The organism is Dapis purpurea BLCC-M126 (genome assembly GCF_050015975.1).
GTDB lineage: Bacteria > Cyanobacteriota > Cyanobacteriia > Cyanobacteriales > Microcoleaceae > Trichodesmium.
Window position 1 is genome coordinate 34,489 of the sequence record NZ_JBNHER010000314.1, and the last position, 20,243, is coordinate 54,731.

Annotated in this window: 15 protein-coding genes; 9 read left to right on the top strand and 6 right to left on the bottom strand. The window is 36.2% G+C overall.

Features of this window, described 5'->3' with window-relative positions:
- The first annotated feature begins 3 nt into the window (after positions 1–3).
- The 4 genes from ACP6PL_RS28570 (at position 4) to ACP6PL_RS28585 (ending at position 6,884) form a co-directional block, all read left to right on the top strand.
- Entirely contained in the window at positions 4–5,277 is a 5,274-nt protein-coding gene (locus ACP6PL_RS28570; RefSeq protein ID WP_426548731.1) for an NHLP family bacteriocin export ABC transporter peptidase/permease/ATPase subunit, read from the top strand.
- A gap of 38 nt (positions 5,278–5,315) precedes the next feature.
- Positions 5,316–5,717 carry a hypothetical protein gene (locus ACP6PL_RS28575; RefSeq protein ID WP_426548732.1) on the top strand — a complete coding sequence of 134 codons (402 nt, stop codon included), beginning with the start codon at positions 5,316–5,318 and terminating at the stop codon, positions 5,715–5,717.
- Positions 5,718–5,876 (top strand): hypothetical protein, encoded by a 159-nt coding sequence (locus ACP6PL_RS28580; protein ID WP_426548733.1) that lies wholly within the window; start codon positions 5,718–5,720, stop codon positions 5,874–5,876.
- 801 nt (positions 5,877–6,677) lie between these two features.
- Entirely contained in the window at positions 6,678–6,884 is a 207-nt protein-coding gene (locus ACP6PL_RS28585; protein ID WP_426548735.1) for a hypothetical protein, read from the top strand.
- 397 nt (positions 6,885–7,281) lie between these two features.
- On the opposite strand, the gene ACP6PL_RS28590 is transcribed toward ACP6PL_RS28585, so the two are convergent.
- Complete coding sequence (locus ACP6PL_RS28590; protein ID WP_426548736.1) at positions 7,282–7,647, bottom strand: four helix bundle protein; 366 nt, start codon at positions 7,645–7,647, stop codon at positions 7,282–7,284.
- 142 nt (positions 7,648–7,789) lie between these two features.
- Entirely contained in the window at positions 7,790–9,763 is a 1,974-nt protein-coding gene (locus ACP6PL_RS28595) for an NHLP bacteriocin system secretion protein (RefSeq protein WP_426548737.1), read from the bottom strand.
- Positions 9,764–10,403: 640 nt separating this feature from the next.
- Here ACP6PL_RS28595 and lepB point away from each other — a divergent pair.
- Positions 10,404–11,003, top strand: a complete 600-nt coding sequence (lepB, locus tag ACP6PL_RS28600; RefSeq protein ID WP_426548738.1) for a signal peptidase I — start codon at positions 10,404–10,406, stop codon at positions 11,001–11,003.
- A 309-nt stretch (positions 11,004–11,312) separates the two neighbouring features.
- On the opposite strand, the gene ACP6PL_RS28605 is transcribed toward lepB, so the two are convergent.
- Positions 11,313–11,630 carry a hypothetical protein gene (locus ACP6PL_RS28605; RefSeq protein WP_426548739.1) on the bottom strand — a complete coding sequence of 106 codons (318 nt, stop codon included), beginning with the start codon at positions 11,628–11,630 and terminating at the stop codon, positions 11,313–11,315.
- 435 nt (positions 11,631–12,065) lie between these two features.
- On the bottom strand, positions 12,066–13,202 hold the full coding sequence (locus ACP6PL_RS28610) for a peptidylprolyl isomerase (RefSeq protein ID WP_426548740.1): 1,137 nt from the start codon (positions 13,200–13,202) through the stop codon (positions 12,066–12,068).
- A 389-nt stretch (positions 13,203–13,591) separates the two neighbouring features.
- Between ACP6PL_RS28610 and efp the strand changes: the two genes are divergently transcribed.
- The 3 genes from efp to ACP6PL_RS28625 all read left to right on the top strand — a co-directional run bounded on the left by efp (position 13,592) and on the right by ACP6PL_RS28625 (position 16,032).
- Positions 13,592–14,149 (top strand): elongation factor P, encoded by a 558-nt coding sequence (efp, locus tag ACP6PL_RS28615; RefSeq protein ID WP_426548741.1) that lies wholly within the window; start codon positions 13,592–13,594, stop codon positions 14,147–14,149.
- A 999-nt stretch (positions 14,150–15,148) separates the two neighbouring features.
- Positions 15,149–15,652 carry an acetyl-CoA carboxylase biotin carboxyl carrier protein gene (gene accB, locus ACP6PL_RS28620; protein ID WP_426548743.1) on the top strand — a complete coding sequence of 168 codons (504 nt, stop codon included), beginning with the start codon at positions 15,149–15,151 and terminating at the stop codon, positions 15,650–15,652.
- A 14-nt stretch (positions 15,653–15,666) separates the two neighbouring features.
- Positions 15,667–16,032, top strand: coding sequence for a cupin domain-containing protein (locus tag ACP6PL_RS28625; protein ID WP_426548744.1), 366 nt, complete (start codon positions 15,667–15,669; stop codon positions 16,030–16,032).
- Positions 16,033–16,268: 236 nt separating this feature from the next.
- On the opposite strand, the gene ACP6PL_RS28630 is transcribed toward ACP6PL_RS28625, so the two are convergent.
- Together ACP6PL_RS28630 and proS are read right to left on the bottom strand one after the other, a co-directional pair.
- Positions 16,269–16,970: a GerMN domain-containing protein gene (locus ACP6PL_RS28630; RefSeq protein WP_426548745.1), complete on the bottom strand. Its 702-nt coding sequence runs from the start codon at positions 16,968–16,970 to the stop codon at positions 16,269–16,271.
- 553 nt (positions 16,971–17,523) lie between these two features.
- Positions 17,524–19,329 carry a proline--tRNA ligase gene (gene proS / locus ACP6PL_RS28635; RefSeq protein ID WP_426548746.1) on the bottom strand — a complete coding sequence of 602 codons (1,806 nt, stop codon included), beginning with the start codon at positions 19,327–19,329 and terminating at the stop codon, positions 17,524–17,526.
- Positions 19,330–19,514: 185 nt separating this feature from the next.
- Between proS and ACP6PL_RS28640 the strand changes: the two genes are divergently transcribed.
- Entirely contained in the window at positions 19,515–19,949 is a 435-nt protein-coding gene (locus ACP6PL_RS28640) for an NUDIX domain-containing protein (RefSeq protein WP_426548747.1), read from the top strand.
- Positions 19,950–20,243: the final 294 nt, after the last annotated feature.

Sequence of the window (20,243 nt, forward strand, 5' to 3'; positions counted from 1 at the left end):
AAAATGAGAGTAAAAACCAAACCTTTTTTACAAAGAGAAGCTACAGAATGTGGTGCCGCATCTTTGGGTATTATTCTGAAATATTATGGACGTGAAGTTCCTTTAATGGAGTTGCGCGGTAAATGTGGTGTTAGTCGAGATGGTACTAATGCTGGTCAAATTGTGAGAACGGCAAGAGAATATGGTTTGGAAGCTAGGGGTGGCAAAAGTACAGTTGAATTCTTAGAAAATACCGATCTACCTGTAATTATTTTTTGGAAATTTAATCATTTTTTGGTAGTAGAAGGTTTTGATAAAAAATTTGCCTATCTGAATGATCCAGCATTGGGTAGGCGCAAAGTTAGTAAAGAAGAATTTGCAAAATCTTACAGTGGTATTGTTTTGCAGATGGAACCAGGAGAAGAGTTTGTTAAAGGAGGAAAAAAAAGAAATTTTATTGCTTATTTAGCAGTTCGGTTACAAAACTCGAAAACTGCTCTTGCCTTTACTTTGATAGTTGGTTTTTTCCTCAGTTTAATTCGCTTAATTATTCCGGCTTTTAGTTTGGTTTTTGTTGACCAAATTTTAGTGGAGGGTTTTCAAGATTGGCTCCGCCCTTTATTGTTAGGAATGGCAGTAACAACTATTCTGCAATTTACTATTGCCAGGATGCAATATATTTTCTTGCGGAAGCTAATTATTAAACTTTCTATTACGATGAATAGTCAGTTTATGTGGCATCTGCTGAGGTTGCCAATGAAATTTTATGCTCAAAGATTTGCTGGAGATATTAGTTCTCGTGCTGCGTTGAATGACCAAACTGTGCAACTATTGAGTCGGGTGGCAAATACTTTAATTGATGTGATAATGTTAGTATTTTATGCTATTTTAATGAGTTTTTATAATGGAATTTTAGCGGGAATTACTATATTTTTTGGTTTGATTAATGTAGCAGCATTATATTGGCTCCGACAATTTAGGATTGAAGCAACTTTAAACTTGAGCGAAAAAAGAGGAAAATTATCTGGTTATCTTTTAGGGAGTTTAGGAGCAATTGAAAGTCTGAAGGCGGGGGGTTTAGAATCTTATATTTTTGCGCGGATTTTGGGAATATATTCTCAGGTGATGAATGAGGAACAAAGATTAAATATCCAAACCCAGACTTTAACTCTTTTACCAACATTTTTAAGCACTCTTTCTTCGACAATAATTTTGGTATTAGGAGGGTTAAAAGTAATGGCGGGGGAAATGAGTATTGGGATGTTAGTGGCATTTCAAACTGTAGCTTCTGGTTTTTTAAACCCTCTGGGGGAATTAATCAATTTTGGCAGTAGTTTACAAGAGTTGGAAGCAAATTTGGAACGTCTTGATGATGTTTTAGATCATCCTGTTGATGAAGATATTGAAATTACTGAAGCAGTAGAAAATTCTGTTTTTGAAGAGGAAAATGAGGTGGAAAAACCAATACTTGATTCCTCTGTACGGACGTTGCATAACAAAAATGCGTTTCATGTTGCGCAGCAAAACGTCCCTACATTCTTCTTAAAAGGAAAAGTCGAATTTATAAATATTACCTTTGGTTATAATCCTTTAAAACCTCCATTAATCGAAAATTTTAATTTGTTAATTAAGCCTGGTTCAAGAGTTGCTTTGGTAGGAAAAAGTGGATCTGGTAAATCAACTATTGCTAATTTAGTTTGCGGTTTATATAAACCTAAATTAGGAGAAATTTTATTTGACGATGTGAGCCGTCAAGAAATTCCTCGCTCGGTTTTAACAAAGTCTGTAGCAATGGTGGCGCAAGATATATTTTTATTTGAAGGAACAATTCGAGAAAATTTAACTTTATGGAATCCAACGATTAGTAATTCTGCTTTAATTCAAGCTTGTAAGGATGCAAATATTCACGAATTTATTATGACTTTAACTGGTGGTTATGATGCTAATTTGTTGGAAGGTGGGGTAAATTTATCGGGAGGGCAAAGACAACGTTTGGAAATTGCTAGGGCGTTGATAAATAATCCTCGGATTTTAATTTTAGATGAAGCAACGAGTAGTTTAGATGCGGAAACGGAAAGAATTATCGATCGTAATTTACGTCGTCGAGGTTGTGCTTGTATTGTTGTCGCACACCGTTTAAGTACAATTCGAGATTGTGATGAGATTCTGGTTTTAAAAGAAGGAAAAGTATTAGAAAGAGGTAATCATCAACAACTTTGGAATGAGGGTATTTATTATCGTGAATTATTAGAGGTAGAAGAAAGGAGTCAGGAGTCAGAGAAAGAAGGAGTCAGGAGTCAGGAGTCAGGAGTCAGAATGGGGGAAGAAGGAGGAAGAAGGAGTCAGGAGTCAGGAGTCAGGAGTCAGAATGAAGAAGAAGTCAGGAGTCGTAGGGGCGAATGGCCATTCGCCCCTACAGGAGTTAGAATGAATGAAGAAGAGAATTGGGTGTCAGAAATAAATGGAGAAATACGAGAGGAAAATCTTTCTGGAAATTCTGTTTTTTCTGCTCGTTTATTGGCAGATTTAGAAAATAAAGGAGAACATTATTTCCTAGAAGGTAATCAACCTATAATTTTTGAATCTCCCCAAATTATCTGGTTAGTAAAATCTGGGGAAGTAGAAATATTTTATTCTCTGGAATCAGCGGGAGAATTAATCGGAAATCGTGATTATTTATTTACAGTTAAACCGGGAGAGTTAATTTTTAATTGCGATGCTCAGACTCAAGGCAAATTATTGGGAATTTCTTTGGAAAAAGCCGAACTAATTCAGATTAATCTTACCAATATAGACTTAACTGAAGATTTGAATAATTTGTCTATCCCTTCTTTAGTAGAAAAATGGTTAAACCACCTGTGGGAAATTCAAAAGTCAAAAGTCAAAAGTCAAAACTATGAATTTGTAGATGAATCTGTTGACTCAATATCTGAACATCCTAATTTCTCCCAAGTCGTCACAATTAACAATAATTTTTGTAATTATCTGCACGAAGTTATTTTGGCAGAAGAACAAACAGAAATATTCAATTCTAAACAACTCAAAACCTATAATCAACGCAGTCAAGCAGAAACCATGCAAAATTTTGTTTCTGTCTTATACGATCGAGAAACAACTAACTCAATAACCTCTAATTTTAATGACTTATTATTAATAGCAGTCGGAGCAATAGGTCGTGCCAACCAAATAGAAATTAAACCACCATCTACACAGACAAAAAACTTCCAAAATATCCCCCCAGAAAAAAAATCTCCTGCCGATTATCAACAAGATTTACAAGAGATTGTTAAAGCTTCCCGATGTCGAATACGGACAGTAAAATTACGAGATAAATGGTGGAAAAAAAATTCTGGTGCTTTGTTAGGTTGGTTAGAATCAGAAAATATACCCGTTGCTTTATTACCCCACAAAAATAACTACCTTCTCTATAACCCAAAAACTCAAACTTCCATTCCCATAAATCAAAATGTTGCTGCTACTTTATCATCAACAGCATTTACTTTTTATCGCCCTTTCCCTTTCCAAGTAAAAAATGTTTGGGAGATATTTTTATTTGCTATCAAAAGTTATGAATGGGATGGAATTAAAACCATGATTTTAGGCACAATAATCAGTCTGATGGGAATGATTACTCCTCAAGCAAGTGCCATTCTTGTTAATAATGCGATTCCTGACAGTGACAAATTATTATTATGGCAAATAGGATTGGGTTTACTTGCGGTTACTGTGGGTAAATCTTTATTTAATTTGCTCCAAGGAATAATGTCTATCAAAGTTTCTCAGGGAATGGAAATTAATTTACAATCTGGAATTTATGACCGCCTCTTTCGGCTAAATCCAATTTTTTTCCGAGAATTTAGTACGGGAGACTTATTAACTAGGATTGCTGCGATTAGTCAGATTAGTAATTTGGTTAATAGTGCCGTTATTACAACGATTTTTACTGGTATATTTTCCCTCTTAAACTTGGGTTTAATGTTTTTCTATAGCCGAAAGTTAGCCTTAATTGTTCTAATTGTTGGTTTGATTTCTTTCCTCATCACCTTGATTTTCGGCATCATATTAATTCGCTTTGAACGGGAACAAGAAAAGCTGAGTGGGAAAATTCAAGGTTTAACGGTACAACTAATAAACGGCATTCAAAAATTACGAGTTACTGCTGCTGAAGTTAGAGCTTTTGCCGTTTGGGGTAAAAAATATCAACCTCAAATTCAACTTAATAATCGAATTTTTCAGATTAACGATATTATTTCTGTGATTAATGAAATAGTCTCGCTGGTGACTTCTCTTCTGATTTATTGGTTTACCATTCAGATTATTATTTCGGCTCAACAAACAGGAAATCCTGGTTTAAATATTGGTACATTTATTGCTTTTAATTCGGCGATGGGGGTGTTTCTTGGTGGCGTAACTTCCTTGAGCAATACTATTACTGATGTTATCGGTATTGTACCTTTGTGGGAAAGAGCAAAAAGTATTTTAGATTCTCCCATTGAATATAATCCTAATTTGGCTCACCCCGGAGAATTACAAGGTGGTATTTCTGTCGAAAATGTCACTTTTAGTTATCATCACAAGTCTAAGTTGACAACAGAAACTGCCGATAAAAATCTCTCAGAAATTAATGTCACCACCGTACTCCATAATATTAGTTTAGAAGTGAAACCAGGAGAATTTGTCGCCATTGTTGGTCCCTCTGGCAGCGGTAAGTCTACCTTATTCCGTCTGTTATTGGGGTTCGAGCAACCGCAAACAGGAAGCATTTTTTATGATGGTAAAAATTTAGCTGAATTAGACTTGGAAGCAGTCAGACAACAATTAGGAGTTGTGCTGCAAAATGGGAAAGTGATGACAGGCAGTATTTATGAAAATATCAGTAGTGGTGAGTTGGTAAGTCCACAGACAGCATGGGAAGCAGCTCAGAAAGTAGGTTTTGCAGATGATATTGAAGAAATGCCAATGGGAATGCACACGGTGGTGAGTGAGGGAGGTAGTAATCTTTCGGGAGGACAACGACAAAGGTTGCTTATTGCGCGGGCGTTGATATTGGAGCCGAAAATACTTTTGTTTGATGAAGCGACGAGTGCTTTGGATAATAAAACTCAGGCGATCGTGACTGAGAGTTTGGAGCAGTTGAATGTGACGCGGGTGGTTATTGCTCATCGTTTGAGTACCATTCGGAATGCGGATGTTATTTATGTGATGTCTCAGGGAAGGGTAGTGCAGAAGGGGAGTTTTGATGAGTTGATGGAAGAGGAGGGGTTGTTTAGAAAGTTGGTTAGTCGTCAGCTGGCTTAATTAATTTAATAATAATTTAATTATTTAATTACATTAAAGTGTTAAAATGTCAGACACCAAAAGTAATTAGAAAACAGAAAACAGAAAAAAAGAGAAAACAGAAAACAGAAAACAAAATGAAAATGCCAAATAACAACGAAATGTATGCCGACAAGAACTGTACCACTACTCACATAGCAACTAACCCTAATTCCAGCTTCTCCCACCACAAGAATTCCTCCACCACACCCTCGGAGAGAGAGACTTTCTCTCCTCTCTCTGATGAAGAATTGGAGGCATGCACCGGCGGTCTTTACCGCGAGGAAGTGGCCACGAAACTAAAAGACCCACGACTACTGTTGAAGGACCCCAATCCCTATCGCAAAGTGAAGTTCTTTGACCCTTCTAAATATAAAGAAAAAGAAGAAGAAGAAGAAAAAGAAGAAGAAGAAAAAAAATAAGTGGGTGGGCAAAATGAAAAAATGTATGTCGCCGATGGCGGGTTGTCACAAACAAAAAATTACTACACTCGATGGTTTTATGCTAGCTATCAAAAGCAACCATCAGAGAATAGAAAGCATGAAGTGCCGAAATTATCACCATTTAATTTGATACAATAGCACAGGAGAAGTCAGGAGACAAGACTCAGGAGACAGGACTCAGGAGTCAGAATAGGAAACTAGTGGATGGTACAAAGTAGCCCATAAAGTGTCGTTTTAGGAGTTGACCAATACGACAAATACTCTCACTAACTGATAACTGATAACTGATAACTGAAAAGACATGGGCAGACCAAAAAGAGAATTCAAGGCAGATTATTCGTACCATATTACGACTCGGTGCAATAACAGAGATTTCAACCTCACCCGCCATGAGACCAGAGAAATACTGTTACATATATGATGTCCGGATAATCAGTGATAAAAAATTTTTTGTTTGTAGTTGGGCTTTAGCCCGAACTGTAGATAGGGGTAAAGCCCAACTACAAGCTTTAATTATAACTATTCAATCGGACATGATATAAGGTATCCCCCGGTCAAATTCCCTTACCTTTTTTAGTAGAAAAATTGTCAAAATCGAAATTCCAGCGACCGCCAAAACAGCGATAGATTTTATTACAGTGAATCGTTTTCCCTATTATTCAGTAGAGTTAAAAAAAGTCAAAATTCTAAATTAAAAAGCCAAAACTCAAAAGCCAGAATTTAGAATTTTTAAGTTGATATAAAACGCGAAAGAAGTAGTCCAGTAGGGTGTATTAGCGGAACTCTAAGAGCGTAACGCACCATTTTCATTTTTGATGTTGCTGGTGCATTAGCGATAACGTAACGCACCCCACTAGACCTAAATAGAAATAAATAATTTAAAGAAATTATCAAGAAAAAAAGGTTATATTAAAAAAAATATTCAAAAAAACAAACATTATGGATCTGTCTATGTCGCAACCTAAAAAACCCAGTAAAAAACAACCTGCAACAATTGCAGCAACCCGCGAGGACTGTGGAATAGGGGAGGAATATATGGAACTCGACCTTCTCGAACTAGAGGAAGTGGTTGGTGGGTGGGTATCGTGGTGGCATGATGCGGTGGAGATTAAGAAGAGGGAGATCATCTCTAATACTCACGGCTAAATGGTGAGACGTTTAGCCTACAAGCTAATCACACCGAGAAAAAATGTCAAAAATCCTTTGCTTCCTGCTTTGACGGCCTATTTGCTACAGCAAATTAACTAACAACCCTTGCCAGTTAATCATTTTTTTTTCTACCTGACCTGGCACTCCCAATAAGCAGAGGACAAAAAATACAGTCGCGATCGCTACCAAACAAAGGAGGTCGTTTTGTTTAAGGTTTAGCAGATATTAATTTTACCATTGGTTGTTGATTTTTAGTAATAATAATTTCCTTTCCTTCGGCAGCCATATTTTCAATTCAAAAGTCAAAATTCAAAATTCAAAAGTAAGAATGTATCAATTCAAAAGTCAAAATTCAAAATTCAAAAGTAATAAATTTTAAGTTGAAAGTAATAAGTTAGTTATTCAGCTTTTTTTTGCTAGTAACTATGGATTGAGCCAGAATTTTAATAAGTTGTTCGCATTCATCTAAAAGCTTGGCTATTCTTTCAGATTCTATCATATCAGTTTCAATAAGTAATCTTAACCAATATCGAGTTTCCCTTGCTTCTTTGAGAGATATTTCTTGCTTACTAATAAAATCTTTAATACTCTGAGCTGATTGTGATTCTGCTAGATTAGCTCCAATTGATGTTCCAGACCTAAATAATTGATTAGCTAGTAATCTAGGTGTTCCTGGTTGCTGGTCTAAAAGATTACAAAGTTTGGTAATTCTAACTGCAAATTCAAAAGTTCTCTCAGTAATAGGTATATGATTTTTCATTTATTTAACTTTTCCTTTTTAACTTTAAACCTAAAAATTCTCACTTTGGAATTAAATAATTCTTACTTTTGACTTTTGAATTTTGACTTTGGAATTGAATAATTCTTACTTTTGAATTTTGAATTTTGACTTTTGAATTTAATTAAATCCCGCTCCATTCTCTCAATATTGGCAAAACAAAAGTAATAGGCGCTCTTTCTTCCACTTTTACTCGTGTTGTTATTGTGGTACCCGCAGTTAATTTTTGTTGGGGTCCGTTTGAAGAAGACCATTCATAACCACTGAAGGTATTATCATCTTTTCTTAGTTGAGCATAAGCTTCAATTTGCCCGCCACTTTCCCCAATAATATTCTCGACAATTTCAGGATTTCCTATTACAAAACTTGCACCTTCTTTAGTTACAGGAAAATTAGAAATAGAAGTAATATTTCCAATAATTCCGCCAAATCTTTCCCGTTTCACAGTATCAGGAGTAATATTAATTTCCAGATCGGGTTTAATCCGCTTACCATCTTTCACAGGGAAATAAGTAACTGCTACTAATTCAGATGACCTTCCTTGAACATTAATTTTACCCAGAGAAGTACCAGGATTTACATATTGTCCGACAGTGCTTTGAATTTCCAGAATACATCCATCTACCGGACTAAGAATTTTACTATTATCAGCCACTTCTTTTTCTAATTTAGCAATTTCTCGGTTAACGTCTTCTATGAGATTTTTTCTGGTATTAGCTGCTTCTAAATTCTCTTGTTCCAAACGTTTTCTCTGGGTATCTAAATCCTGTAAATCTACTTTTAATTGAGCAATTGTATTTTGGTTTGCTAAATATTTTTCCAGGGCTTCTGTTTCTTGCAATTTAACTTCCTGCAACTGCACTTTTATCTCATTAATTTGATTGAGATTATCCAGAAATTGTTTAGAAGTTTCAGTTGTTTGTGAATCTAATGCTTGGAGTTCAGTTTCAATTTCTCTAATAGTATTGATATTATCTAAATATCTCTGGTTAGTTTCTACTTCTTCCACTTCTAAGTCTTTGAGTTGACCTTCAATTTCATTAATATTGCTGAAGTTTTGTAAATATTTTTCTGTGGTTTCTGCTTCCTGTACTTCTAATTGTTTTAATTCAGCTTGAATTTGAGCAATAGACTGTAAATTTTGCCGAAATTCTTGTTCTGTTTGTAACAAATTATCTTGAGAAATAGCACCTTCAGCAAATAATTCTTGGCGTTGTGTTAGTCTCTGTTGAAAAATAGGAACTAATTCTTGAGCATCTTTTAAACGTTGCTGTAAACTTTCTCGTTGTTGTTGCAATGCCAACTCATTTTTATCTCGCAAAAGTGGAGTTAAATTTTTGGCATTTTGTAACCTTTCCTGGAGGGTGATTTTTTGTTCGGCGATCGCTTGTAATTTTTTATCCCTCAATTCAGGAGTTAATTGTTTAGCATCTCGCAAACGTTTTTCTAAACTTGTTCGTTGTTTATTAATTTCCTGTAATTTTTCCTCTTTTAATATCGGAGTAACAGCTTGCATATCCTGTAAACGTTGCTCTAAAGTTTGACGTTTTTCCCGGAGTGCTTTTAAAGTATTATTTTGTAGAGTAGGTGTAAGATTTTGAGTATCTTGCAAACGTTGTCTTAAACTTTCAGCTTTACTCGTCAAACCATCTATTTCTAATTCAGTCCGTTGACTTTCTAATTGTTGAGTATCTAATGCTTGAGTTTGCAAAAGAACTAATTTTTGTTGTTGTAATTCTAACTGTTTTTTGAGTTGAGATGGATCGATAGTTGCCAGTACATCATCTTTTTTGACACACTCTCCATCCCGAATTTCCAGAGATTCTAAATTACCTTGAATTGCTGATTGAAATTCTACTACTTGTCGAGGACGAATTAATACTCCTTTTCCAGTTACAGTAATAGGTATTTTGCCAAAAATACTCCATAAAATACCAACTAATACTAAACCTCCCAAGATGGCAAAAGATAGCCAGTCTTTTATGGTAACTACTTGTATTAATTGGTCAAACTCTTCTGGGGAAGATATTTGTTCCCATGACTCTTGAGAAAAGATACGGCGTTTTGGGGAGTCGGTTTTGGGGAGTTGGGTAGTCATTTTTTTCAATTACTATCATATTAAGTATAACACTTTTAATTAGGATCTTAGAAGCTGTTTGTAAACTCATAAAAACCTCTCTTCTACGAGCAGAGAGGCTTTGAAATCTTAATTCTCTTGTAGGGAATTAGGGCATGGGGGTTAGGTTTTTAGGATTAATTGGTTCCATATAATACTTCTGAAACGTAATAATTCAGGTGATATTTATATCGCTCTCACCTGAATTATTACGCAGTTACCACCGATTTCAAGCTAGTTTTAGTCTTTTAAACCCTTCTGTACTTAGTGAATTTAGCCTTATTTCTTTAGTGTTCATAATTATTTTTTTATAGGGGAAACTATGACAATAATTTCTTCTATTTCTTTTCCCTAGTACCATATATCTAAAGTCTTGAATATATAATATCATGTCCGCTGGTATCGGAGCGTGTAAACCAAAGGGTGAATATCTACAGGAAATTTAAGTTTTTTCAGGGTTAATACCCTTAAATAAAACCTTCATCTCAAATTTCTGAATTCTGAATTCTGAATTCTAAATTCTTACCCTTTTACAATACCGATGCTACCGGACATGATATAAATGCTAATTCCCAGGAGTTTTCCTGTAAAATAGAAATAATCAAAAATTAAAACCATAGAAATGACATCAGAAAAAGAATCCCTAAATCAACCAATCACAATTAACTCGAAAACTCCCTGGTGGTTAAAAATATGGCAGGAACAAAAAGAAAATATTAAAGTTTTGGCGATCGCTCTATCCTTATCTTTATTAGTCAGAATATTAATTGCAGAACCGAGATATATACCATCAGATTCAATGATGCCAACCTTAGAAGTGGGCGATCGCCTAGTCATAGAAAAAGTATCTTATAATTTTCATCCACCTGTAACAGGTGATATCATCGTCTTTGAACCACCACAACAGTTACAACGCTACGGTTATACCAAAAATCAAGCTTTTATCAAACGAATTATAGGTCTGCCAGGAGATACTATTAGAATTGAGAATGGTTTAGTATATATAAATGACCAACCCCTTTCTGAAAATTATATTGCAGAACCTCCTGAATATTCTTTACTAACTTCAGTTCAAGTTCCTGAAGATAAATATTTTGTAATGGGAGATAATCGTAACAATAGTAATGATTCTCATATTTGGGGTTTTTTGCCTAGAAAAAATATTATAGGTAGGGCAATATTTCGCTTTTGGCCTTATCAAAGATTAGGATCAGTTAATTAATGGATACTGGATAATTGATAATTACCTCAAGGAAAACCGTAATGAAATTGAATATAAGAAAATCTCCTAGCACTTTTTTTCTCCTTGACTGGATTTGCTTTAAACCAGATTGATTAATTATTAATTATCCATTAGTAATCATTTAGTAATAAAGTTGTATGCAACTTCCCTACTTTGTGGTTTACCGATCTAGAAAAAGCAGTGTAAATTTGTTTGTAAAGTTATTAAAAAAAACTTATCCTTAAATATTTCCATTAGGAAACCTCGGTTTATAACTAATTCCTAATCAAAAAATACTGATAACTGAAATCACCATTGTTGTCGATCTAAAATAGGGGGTAAACTTAAGCGAGGAAATCTGTACAATGTATCTCCTTGTTCATCTATTTCTAGAATTGCAGAGAATATTTGTACTTGAGTGTCTAGATATTTTTGAGCAATTTGAGCATCAACTTTAGCAGCAGCAGCTAATTGAATTAGAGAAATTCTACCATTTTGAAGTTGTAATAATCTGTAGAAAGCATCATCTAAAATACGCTGCTGCTGTCTATCATTTGACATATTAACTATAAATGCACCTAGTATAATTCCTAACCCAGTAAGTATTACAAATTCTATAATAGCCATTTAATTAATTAATAATTAATAATTACCTCTTCTTAAACATAAGAGGATTGGTTAATTAGTTTTTCGGTAATAAGGAGGAGAAAGTAAGAAGCAAAAATTAACGAGTAAAATATACTTTTTTTATCTAAACAGGATAAAGGGAAGAAAAACCAGGAAAAATTATCAATCTACTTAGAGTATAACGAAATAAAATTCCCTAGTTATTCTCAGGTTTTTTCCTATTTCGTCAAACTTAAACTTATCCGAGTTAATTTAACTAGAGTAATTGGTGATTTAGTCTTGTAATTATCTATAATTTTCGAGACTAAATTATCCAATTACCCTAATTTTAGATCGAATTTTATAGCACTACGCAAATAAGTTAAGACATTTATAAATACTCAAACTCAGTCATGCATTACTTCTGACTTGCGGGTAGCGCTATACTTAATCAATTTATGCTTCAGGTTCCACAAGATTTTCCAATCCAGCTACTACCTTCGCAGAAATAATCTTGTCTCCTTTACCTAATTGTTCCAAAACCTTTTTACCTTCAACAACATAACCAAAAACTGTATAACGACCATCCAATAAATTTATTCCCGCAGGTGTTAGTTCTGGTTGAAATAAGAAAAAGAAAAATTGAGAGGAACCACCATCATTTTCATCTTCAGGCCGAGCCATAGCCACTGTACCATAAGCAGAAAAAGGCAGAACAGTTTGTTCCCGAAAACGACCAATCTCTTCCAAAGTAAAACTATATATTGGTTCCTTATCCCCCTTCACAAAAATTTCTAATGGGATATTACGGTACTCACCACTATCAGGGTCAATAAAACCAACTTCTGGGCCAGGAGGGTCGCCAGCTTGCAGGACATAAGACTGTTCTGAGCGAATAAACTCTAGGCCATCATAAAAACCTCTCTGAACCAAATCTACAAAATTACCTGCCGTAACAGGGGCACTATAACCATCAACAATCAAAGTCAAAGAACCTTGAGCGGTTTCCATCTCAATAGTAGCGTGACCTTTCAGTTGCGGTAAATTAGAGAACTCTGAAGGTACTTCAAACGGAAATCCTTCTACCATCAACTGTTCAAGCTGACCCACTAATGTCAGTAGTTCTGCCCGTTGCTCCAATACTTGTTCCCCGTCTTTGGCTTCAGCAACTTCTCTAATATTAATAATGCCTTGATCTAGTTGAGCAATTATGGCCTCTGCCTCAGATTGTTTTGATTCAGGCACACTAGCTAATAATTTAGGCTTACTTATACTGAGAACCCTTGATGCAGCAGCAATATCACTACCAACAGAAGTCCAACGTTTGCCCCGCAGTCTATTAGAAATATCCTCTAGACTACTTTGTATTTTACGTACAGGTTCATTTTCTATTGGTAAGGCATACCTTAACAAGGCCCTACCATCAGTAATAGGATCGCCCTGAGGCAAACGACTTTCACGAGTTGTTGCAGTACCACCGTTCCACCAAGCAGCACTAAGACCTATAGACAAAGTAAAGAGTAGCAGCGCTAGGATGCCAGTTTTAAGCAGGCGTTTACAAGTGTTAATTACGAAATTGTGCAGATTTAGCATATTTCTGAATTTTTATTCCCTTAACTAATATTACATGGCTGTCCACGGTCTTAAAGAAGTCAGAAGTCAGATAGGGGAGCCGTCGGTAGGGGGACATACAGAAGTTGTTTTTATAATAGGGATTTTAAGCAACTCTCCAAAAACATTTCGCCAATCAAACCAGGGTTTTAGACCCAATTATTTTGATAAATTTTGTGGGACAAAAATTAGGTGATTTTTGATGAGGTGCTAAAAAATTTTTTCTACTCCCACAATATTCAACTATGATTGTGACTCCCAAATCTTTGGTCCTAACTGATAAACTCCTTCAAATATTTATAGAGAGTATTGTACGATGTCTAATGTTAAGTTCTAATTTGAATAATTAAAAACCGCAATCACGGTGTTATATGATTTCTAGTAATGACTTTCGCCCCGGTGTGACTATAGTATTAGATGGTTCAGTTTGGCGAGTAGTAGAATTTCTGCACGTTAAACCAGGTAAAGGGTCGGCTTTTGTTCGGACAAAGCTCAAAAATTCACAAACTGGTAGTGTTGTGGAGCGAACTTTTAGAGCAGGAGAAACAGTCCCTCAAGCTACTTTGGACAAGAGAGTGATGCAGCATACCTATAAAGACGCTGACCAATTTGTATTTATGGATATGGAAAGCTATGAAGAGGCCAGTCTAACTTCGGCACAAATTGGTGAGCGTGTTAAGTACCTAAGTGAGGGTATGGAGGTTAATGTCATTAAGTGGGACGAACAAATAATAGAGGTGGAACTGCCAAACTCGGTAGTATTAGAAGTGATCGAAACTGACCCTGGTGTTAAAGGAGATACTGCTACTGGTGGTAGTAAACCTGCTACTGTGGAAACAGGCGCTCAAGTTATGGTTCCCTTGTTTATATCCAAAGGAGAACGAATTAAGATAGATACCCGTGATGACAAATACTTGGGTAGGGAGTAACTACAGGAAACTAGACTTCTTACAAAAGTAAGTCAAGAGTCACAATTAGTCAAAATAAAGACAACTCAATAATGTCTTTATTGTAATTATTTGACTTTTAGCTTGGCAAAGGGTTCTTCAGTTTTCCTCGCAGGGGATAATCCCCTGCTTTTTGCTCTCAAGTTCTATATTTTCTGACTTTGCATTTCACACTTCTACCTCTATACTGAAGCAATAATTGATATCCTCCTAACGTTCCCATAGCTTAACAAAGTAGGGTTAGCTCAACTTATTATGAAGTAGCTTATTTTGCCTTTTGCCTACTGAGTCATGGCTGCGCTTTTCATCTCGCGCAGAAACAGAGGAGTTAAACTTTTCGGCGTTGCTGAATAAATGTATGATATTCAGGAGTTAGGAATCACGAGGGAAGAGGGAACAGGGGAAAAAGAAGGTATAAAAAAGAACGTTGCTGAATAAATGTATGATATTACAGGAGTCAGGATCTAGAAAAGAGTTATTTCCTAACTATAAGCTAAGAAATAAATACGATTTACACCATTAGCAATGAATTCTTGACCTATCTTACGAATGCAGTTTCATCACTAAAATCAGCAAATTAAGCTTTTAATGTCGCGCAGCGGGACATAGCAGCGCCCTTAAAGGCCAAATATCTTTCTAGTATGATGGTTACTCCATAGTAAGTTATCCTACTTACTGCTGCCCCAACATCCTTATCTACACTAGCAAATTTCTGGTAGAAGTGCAATATTGATTGCCATTCCCTGGTGACTCTCCCAGACAAAATAGTCTGGATATAAATCCCAACTTTCTGCTCAACCAAGACTGACGCACGAGAACCCAGAAAACCTGTTTCTGTTTTTTCCTTTTTCCTAGATGTCTATTTTTCAAAATAAGGATTTTTTCTAGAAACCAGGTTTAGGGCGCGTAAGTCCTATAAACTTTATATTTTCATTCAAAATCAATTTAGTTTAACACCAATTAACTGGGGATATACAAACTGTGGAATTAGATTTACATCAACTTCGGGAACTACTAACAGCAATAAACCAAACTAATATTTCCGAGTTGACCTTAAAAAGTGGAGATTTAGAACTGACGGTACGCAAAGGAACTTCACTCAGCGATCGCCCCTCATTACCTTCTCCTGACGAGAGCAATGCTGTTTCTGAATTAGTTTCTCCTACTGTAGTCCCGTTGGAAACAACGGCTACGTCAAAAACTCCTGCAACGCCTTCAGCCGCGCCACCTACAGCTTCAAACAAATTTGAAGAAGTTTTGTCCCCAGTTGTTGGTACTTTTTACCGCGCTCCTGCTCCTGATGAACAAGCTTTTGTGGAAGTGGGGGATCGGATTACTTCTGGCCAAACAGTTTGTATTATTGAAGCGATGAAGGTAATGAATGAGATTGAAGCTGAGGTATCTGGACAAATAGTGGAAATTTTAATTAAGAATGGAGAACCCGTAGAATACAATCAACCTCTAATGCTAGTTAACCCCAACTAAAGTTTATCAATACCATGCCACAATTAATTGAAAAGCCTACTCGGATTGAATCTACTGGTAATAAACCTAAGGAAATTGATGAGTATATTGGGCGTGTAAATAGTCAAACTGATGCTATAAGCCTGGCCAAAATGCACTCTCCCAGTGGTTGGATGGAACCAGGTCAAAGGCCGGAATTTGATGAATTCACCCTGGTACTTAAGGGCACTCTATGTGTTGAATATGAAGGTGGAAAATTAGAAGTTAATGCTGGCCAAGCAGTAATAGCTCATAAAGGAGAATGGGTAAAATATAGTACCCCTGGTGCAGAGGGAGCAGAATATATTGCTATTTGTTTGCCTGCTTTTTCCCCCGATACTGTAAATCGAGATTCTGATTAGATACAGAGAAACTTGACTTTACTAGGGAAAGGGGCCGGTTTGAATTATATACTTGTTTGAAAACCGCCCCTAAAGTTTTTTTGATTAGAAATTACCCAAATAAACCCTGTTTATACGAGAAATCCTTGGTTTAAATAATAGACATCTAGAAAAAACCTAGTTTCTGGGTTCTTATGCGTAATATTAAATTTACTTCTTTCCTACTCCCTATTCCCTACTTCCTACTCCCTATTCCCTTAATTTAATTGAAACTCTTGTTGAAAATTCTGCCTAGTAATAGGTTGAGATATTTCTAATCCTTCACCCCCTAGCATTTCCAAAGGTTTGCCCCCCACAAAAATCCAAACTTTAACATCTGGTTCTAAACTAGAGGCAGTATAGATAACTTGTCCCAAACGCCCCATCATTGAAGCACTACCACCTCCAGAAGTAAACTCTTCAGATAAGTCAATGTATACCCCATTATTTTCCACAGTTAAGGCTTGAATTTTGGTTCCTTCGGGTATAGCACTCACAACATCTGTATTTTTTGGCCCAGATAATAAACGGTCAAAAGCAGCGGTCAAAATAGCTTCCGGTTCGTCTGCTGCTTTTATTTTTACTCCAGAGGAAACTAAACCAATATTTCCAGCACTATCATTGACCCAATATAGTTCCACAGTCTTTTCTGTAACTGCTTTGGGTTCTGTTTGGATAGATAAAGGAAACTGTTCGGAGTCTAGAGAATCAATAGTAGCAGGAGGTGGAACAGATATAGTTTGATTAGGTGAGTTTTGAGTGGAGGGGTTTGTCAGAGTCTGGGAATTATCAGAAGTTTTTGTGGTGGTAGATTTTAAATTTGTCCACAAAGCGATGCCACCACCCACCGCCACTGCCAATGCACAGACACTGGCCACAATACCAACAGATAAATTACGAGTTTGATTTTGTTCTTTCATTTTGACCCTCCTTGAAAATTAGGCACAATGGCAGTGAGGAGCTGAATTTTAACTTTCTATTAGGTTAACTATATTACTTCTATTATGCCGAAATTAGCAGTTACTTATTAAGATTAGTATTTTTGACGTAAATTTTGAGACTTTTGGGATTGTATGATTTGAGAGTAAAAAATCAAGTCTTCAAAGAAGTTAGAAGTCAGTGGAGATAATTTCCGTTTGTCATGCTCTGCATTCAGTAGGAAAGCTTTGCAGAATGCAAAACGAGAATCACCCGTACAGAAGTTAGAAGTTAAATTATTACTTTATTCTGTATGATGAAACTAGAAAAAAGATTTAACTGTTAACGCAATTCTGACCTAGGAAGCTAACTGATTAAAAGGCGGGGTTTTAGACGAAATTATTTTGATAAATTATTTATCAACAAATTCTAGGCATAAAAAAATTACTGAACTGATACATCCTAGCTGAAAACTACTGCTGAAACTGATTAATATCAAAACAGCAATAGTTAACAATATAAAAATCAAAGTTGAATTTTTCCAGAATGAAAAAATCATTTTAAGGCTGTCTCGATTAAGTCTTTTAAGGTAGATAATACTTCTGCTACAAGAATTTCCTGAGATTGATGATTTGCTCTTTCTACGAGTTCAACTTTGCCAGATTTTAACGATCGCCCTGTAACTATTCGATAGGGAATTCCAATTAAATCTGCATCTTTGAATTTAACACCCGCTCGCTCGTCTCTGTCATCTAAAATAGTCTCTATTCCTGCTTCATTTAATTCCTTATAGAGATTTTCTGCTACTTCTATTTGTTTAGCATCTTTAATATTAGGAATACAGATAACCGCATGATAGGGAGCGATCGCCACAGGCCAAATAATTCCATCCTTATCATAAGACTGTTCCACCGCTGCCTGGGCTAAACGAGAAACCCCCACACCATAACATCCCATCATTAAAGGCGCTTCTTCACCCTGTTCATTAGTATAAGTTGCCCCCATAGCTTTAGAATATTTTGTCCCCAACTGGAATATATGACCCACCTCAATACCTCTAGCAGTTTCTAGAATTTGACCAGGGTCATGTACAGCGCGATCGCCTTTTTGAGCCTTTCGTACATCTACCACCAACTTTGGCAGACTAAATTCCTGACCCCAATTTGCCCCCACAACGTGATAACCTGATTCATTACCACCAGTTGCAAAATCTGTCAAGTATACGGCTGTTTGATCGACCATTCGTAGAAACTTTGGACTAATGTGCTGACTAGAAGCGATATAATCATCAGACAAATCTGGAGCAATATAACCCAAAGGTAAAGACTTAGCTGCCCATTTCTTTTGCGCTTCCACATCTGGTACAGTCAAGGCCAAAACAGTTTTTGCCTCATAATTTCCAGCCAACTTAGTCAACTCATTCAACAACTTCACATCATTAACATCTTGGTCTCCCCGAAGACTCACCAATACCAAAACAGTCATCCCATTGTCATAAACTGCCTGGTACAAAACATTTTTGACTATATTAGTTGCAGAGCAATGGAAAAACTCACACAGCTTTTCAATAGTTTCCGTACCAGGAGTTTCTAATTTTTCATAAGTATCAAAATGTGAAGTCTCCCCATCTACAGGTAAAGACATAGCCTTTTCCACATTTGCAGCATACTGGCCATCTTCGGTGTAGAGAATTTCATCCTCACCAGCATCTGCCAAAACCATAAATTCTTGGGAACCAGAACCACCAATGGCCCCAGAATCAGCATCAACGGCCCGAAATTGTAACCCACTGCGACGTAATATATTTCGATAAGCCTTATCCATATCCTGATAAGTCTTCTTCAGGCTTTCCTCATCAGCATGAAACGAATAGCCATCCTTCATAATAAATTCCCGACCTCGCATTAACCCAAAGCGAGGGCGAATTTCATCTCGGAATTTGGTTTGGAGTTGATAGAGATGTAGAGGTAATTGTCTATATGAACGAATCATTTCTTTAGCAACAGTAGTTATGACCTCTTCATGAGTTGGGCCTAATCCTAATTCCCGATTTTGACGGTCAATCAGAGAAAACATGATACCCTCAGCTTGGGTATAAGTATCCCAGCGGCCAGACTCTCGCCACAAGTCGGCGGGTTGAAGTTGAGGGAGCAAACATTCTTGGGCGCCAGTAGCATTCATTTCTTCACGGACAATTGTGGAGACTTTATTTAGAACCCGTAACATCAAGGGAAGATATGCGTAGATACCACTACCAATGCGACGAATATATCCAGCACGGATGAGGAGTTTGTGGCTAGGAATTTCTGCTTCCGCAGGGTCATCTCGTAGAGTGACTAATAACATTTGAGATAGTCGCATTGTTGCTCCTTGGTAAAAATAATAATTATCTCAGATTAGTTGAGGACATCTAGTATAGCGCTACGCAGAAGGGAAAAGACATAAAGGTAAAAGGCAAAATTTTACTATAATTACAATAAAATTAACTACTGTTGACTTAGAATGATATATTTTCTCTGAATAAAGTGAATTTCAACCAGAAGATTATGGAAAAGTCAGCAGTTAAGCCACAATTTCCACTTGTAACAGTCGGTGCTTTAGTTAAAGGGCCTTCCGATCGAATATTAATTGTTGAGACTACAAAATGGAAGGGTACATGGGGAGTACCTGGGGGAAAGGTTGACTGGGGAGAAAGTTTAGAGACTGCTGTGGCGCGGGAGTTTATGGAGGAGGTGGGGTTGACATTGACTGATATTCGCTTTGCTATGTTCCATGAGGCAATACTCGATCCACAATTTTATAAGGAAGCTCATTTTATTATGGTTAATTATTGGGCAAAATCTGATGGAGAAGATGTTGTGCCTAATGAAGAAATTGTCCGATGGGAATGGATTACTCCTGAAACTGCTTTTGATTATCCTTTGAATAGTTATACTCGGATACTTATTGAAAAATTTAGGTCTCAAACCTCTTTTTTATAGTTTATAGCTATTTCCAAGTTGAAGAAAATGTTGGTTAAGTTTCGGTAAAGTCTTATCATCTTTATCTTATACTTTGACTAATTCCCAAAAATTAATAACTCCATTAATCCAGTTTTATTTAGAAGGTGATATTTGTTGAGAAGAAATTTGTCAAAGCTATAAAATTTTTCAAGAATTTAGAGGAGAATAATTAATCTAGAATGCGGTTATATAATATATGTTTATAATTCCGGTTATCTTCACAATATTCAATCTTCCTACCTGCCCACTTCCTCATCTCCCGATATAAGAGGA

Bases quoted from the DNA above. Each gene is read 5' to 3' on its own strand.
- ACP6PL_RS28570 (WP_426548731.1), top strand. From the start codon at position 4: ATGAGAGTAAAAACCAAACCTTTTTTACAAAGAGAAGCTACAGAATGT.
- ACP6PL_RS28585 (WP_426548735.1), top strand. From the start codon at position 6,678: ATGGATCTGTCTATGTCGCAACCTAAAAAACCCAGTAAAAAACAACCT.
- ACP6PL_RS28590 (WP_426548736.1), bottom strand. From the start codon at position 7,647: ATGAAAAATCATATACCTATTACTGAGAGAACTTTTGAATTTGCAGTT.
- ACP6PL_RS28595 (WP_426548737.1), bottom strand. From the start codon at position 9,763: ATGACTACCCAACTCCCCAAAACCGACTCCCCAAAACGCCGTATCTTT.
- lepB (WP_426548738.1), top strand. From the start codon at position 10,404: ATGACATCAGAAAAAGAATCCCTAAATCAACCAATCACAATTAACTCG.
- ACP6PL_RS28605 (WP_426548739.1), bottom strand. From the start codon at position 11,630: ATGGCTATTATAGAATTTGTAATACTTACTGGGTTAGGAATTATACTA.
- ACP6PL_RS28610 (WP_426548740.1), bottom strand. From the start codon at position 13,202: ATGCTAAATCTGCACAATTTCGTAATTAACACTTGTAAACGCCTGCTT.
- efp (WP_426548741.1), top strand. From the start codon at position 13,592: ATGATTTCTAGTAATGACTTTCGCCCCGGTGTGACTATAGTATTAGAT.
- ACP6PL_RS28625 (WP_426548744.1), top strand. From the start codon at position 15,667: ATGCCACAATTAATTGAAAAGCCTACTCGGATTGAATCTACTGGTAAT.
- ACP6PL_RS28630 (WP_426548745.1), bottom strand. From the start codon at position 16,970: ATGAAAGAACAAAATCAAACTCGTAATTTATCTGTTGGTATTGTGGCC.
- proS (WP_426548746.1), bottom strand. From the start codon at position 19,329: ATGCGACTATCTCAAATGTTATTAGTCACTCTACGAGATGACCCTGCG.
- ACP6PL_RS28640 (WP_426548747.1), top strand. From the start codon at position 19,515: ATGGAAAAGTCAGCAGTTAAGCCACAATTTCCACTTGTAACAGTCGGT.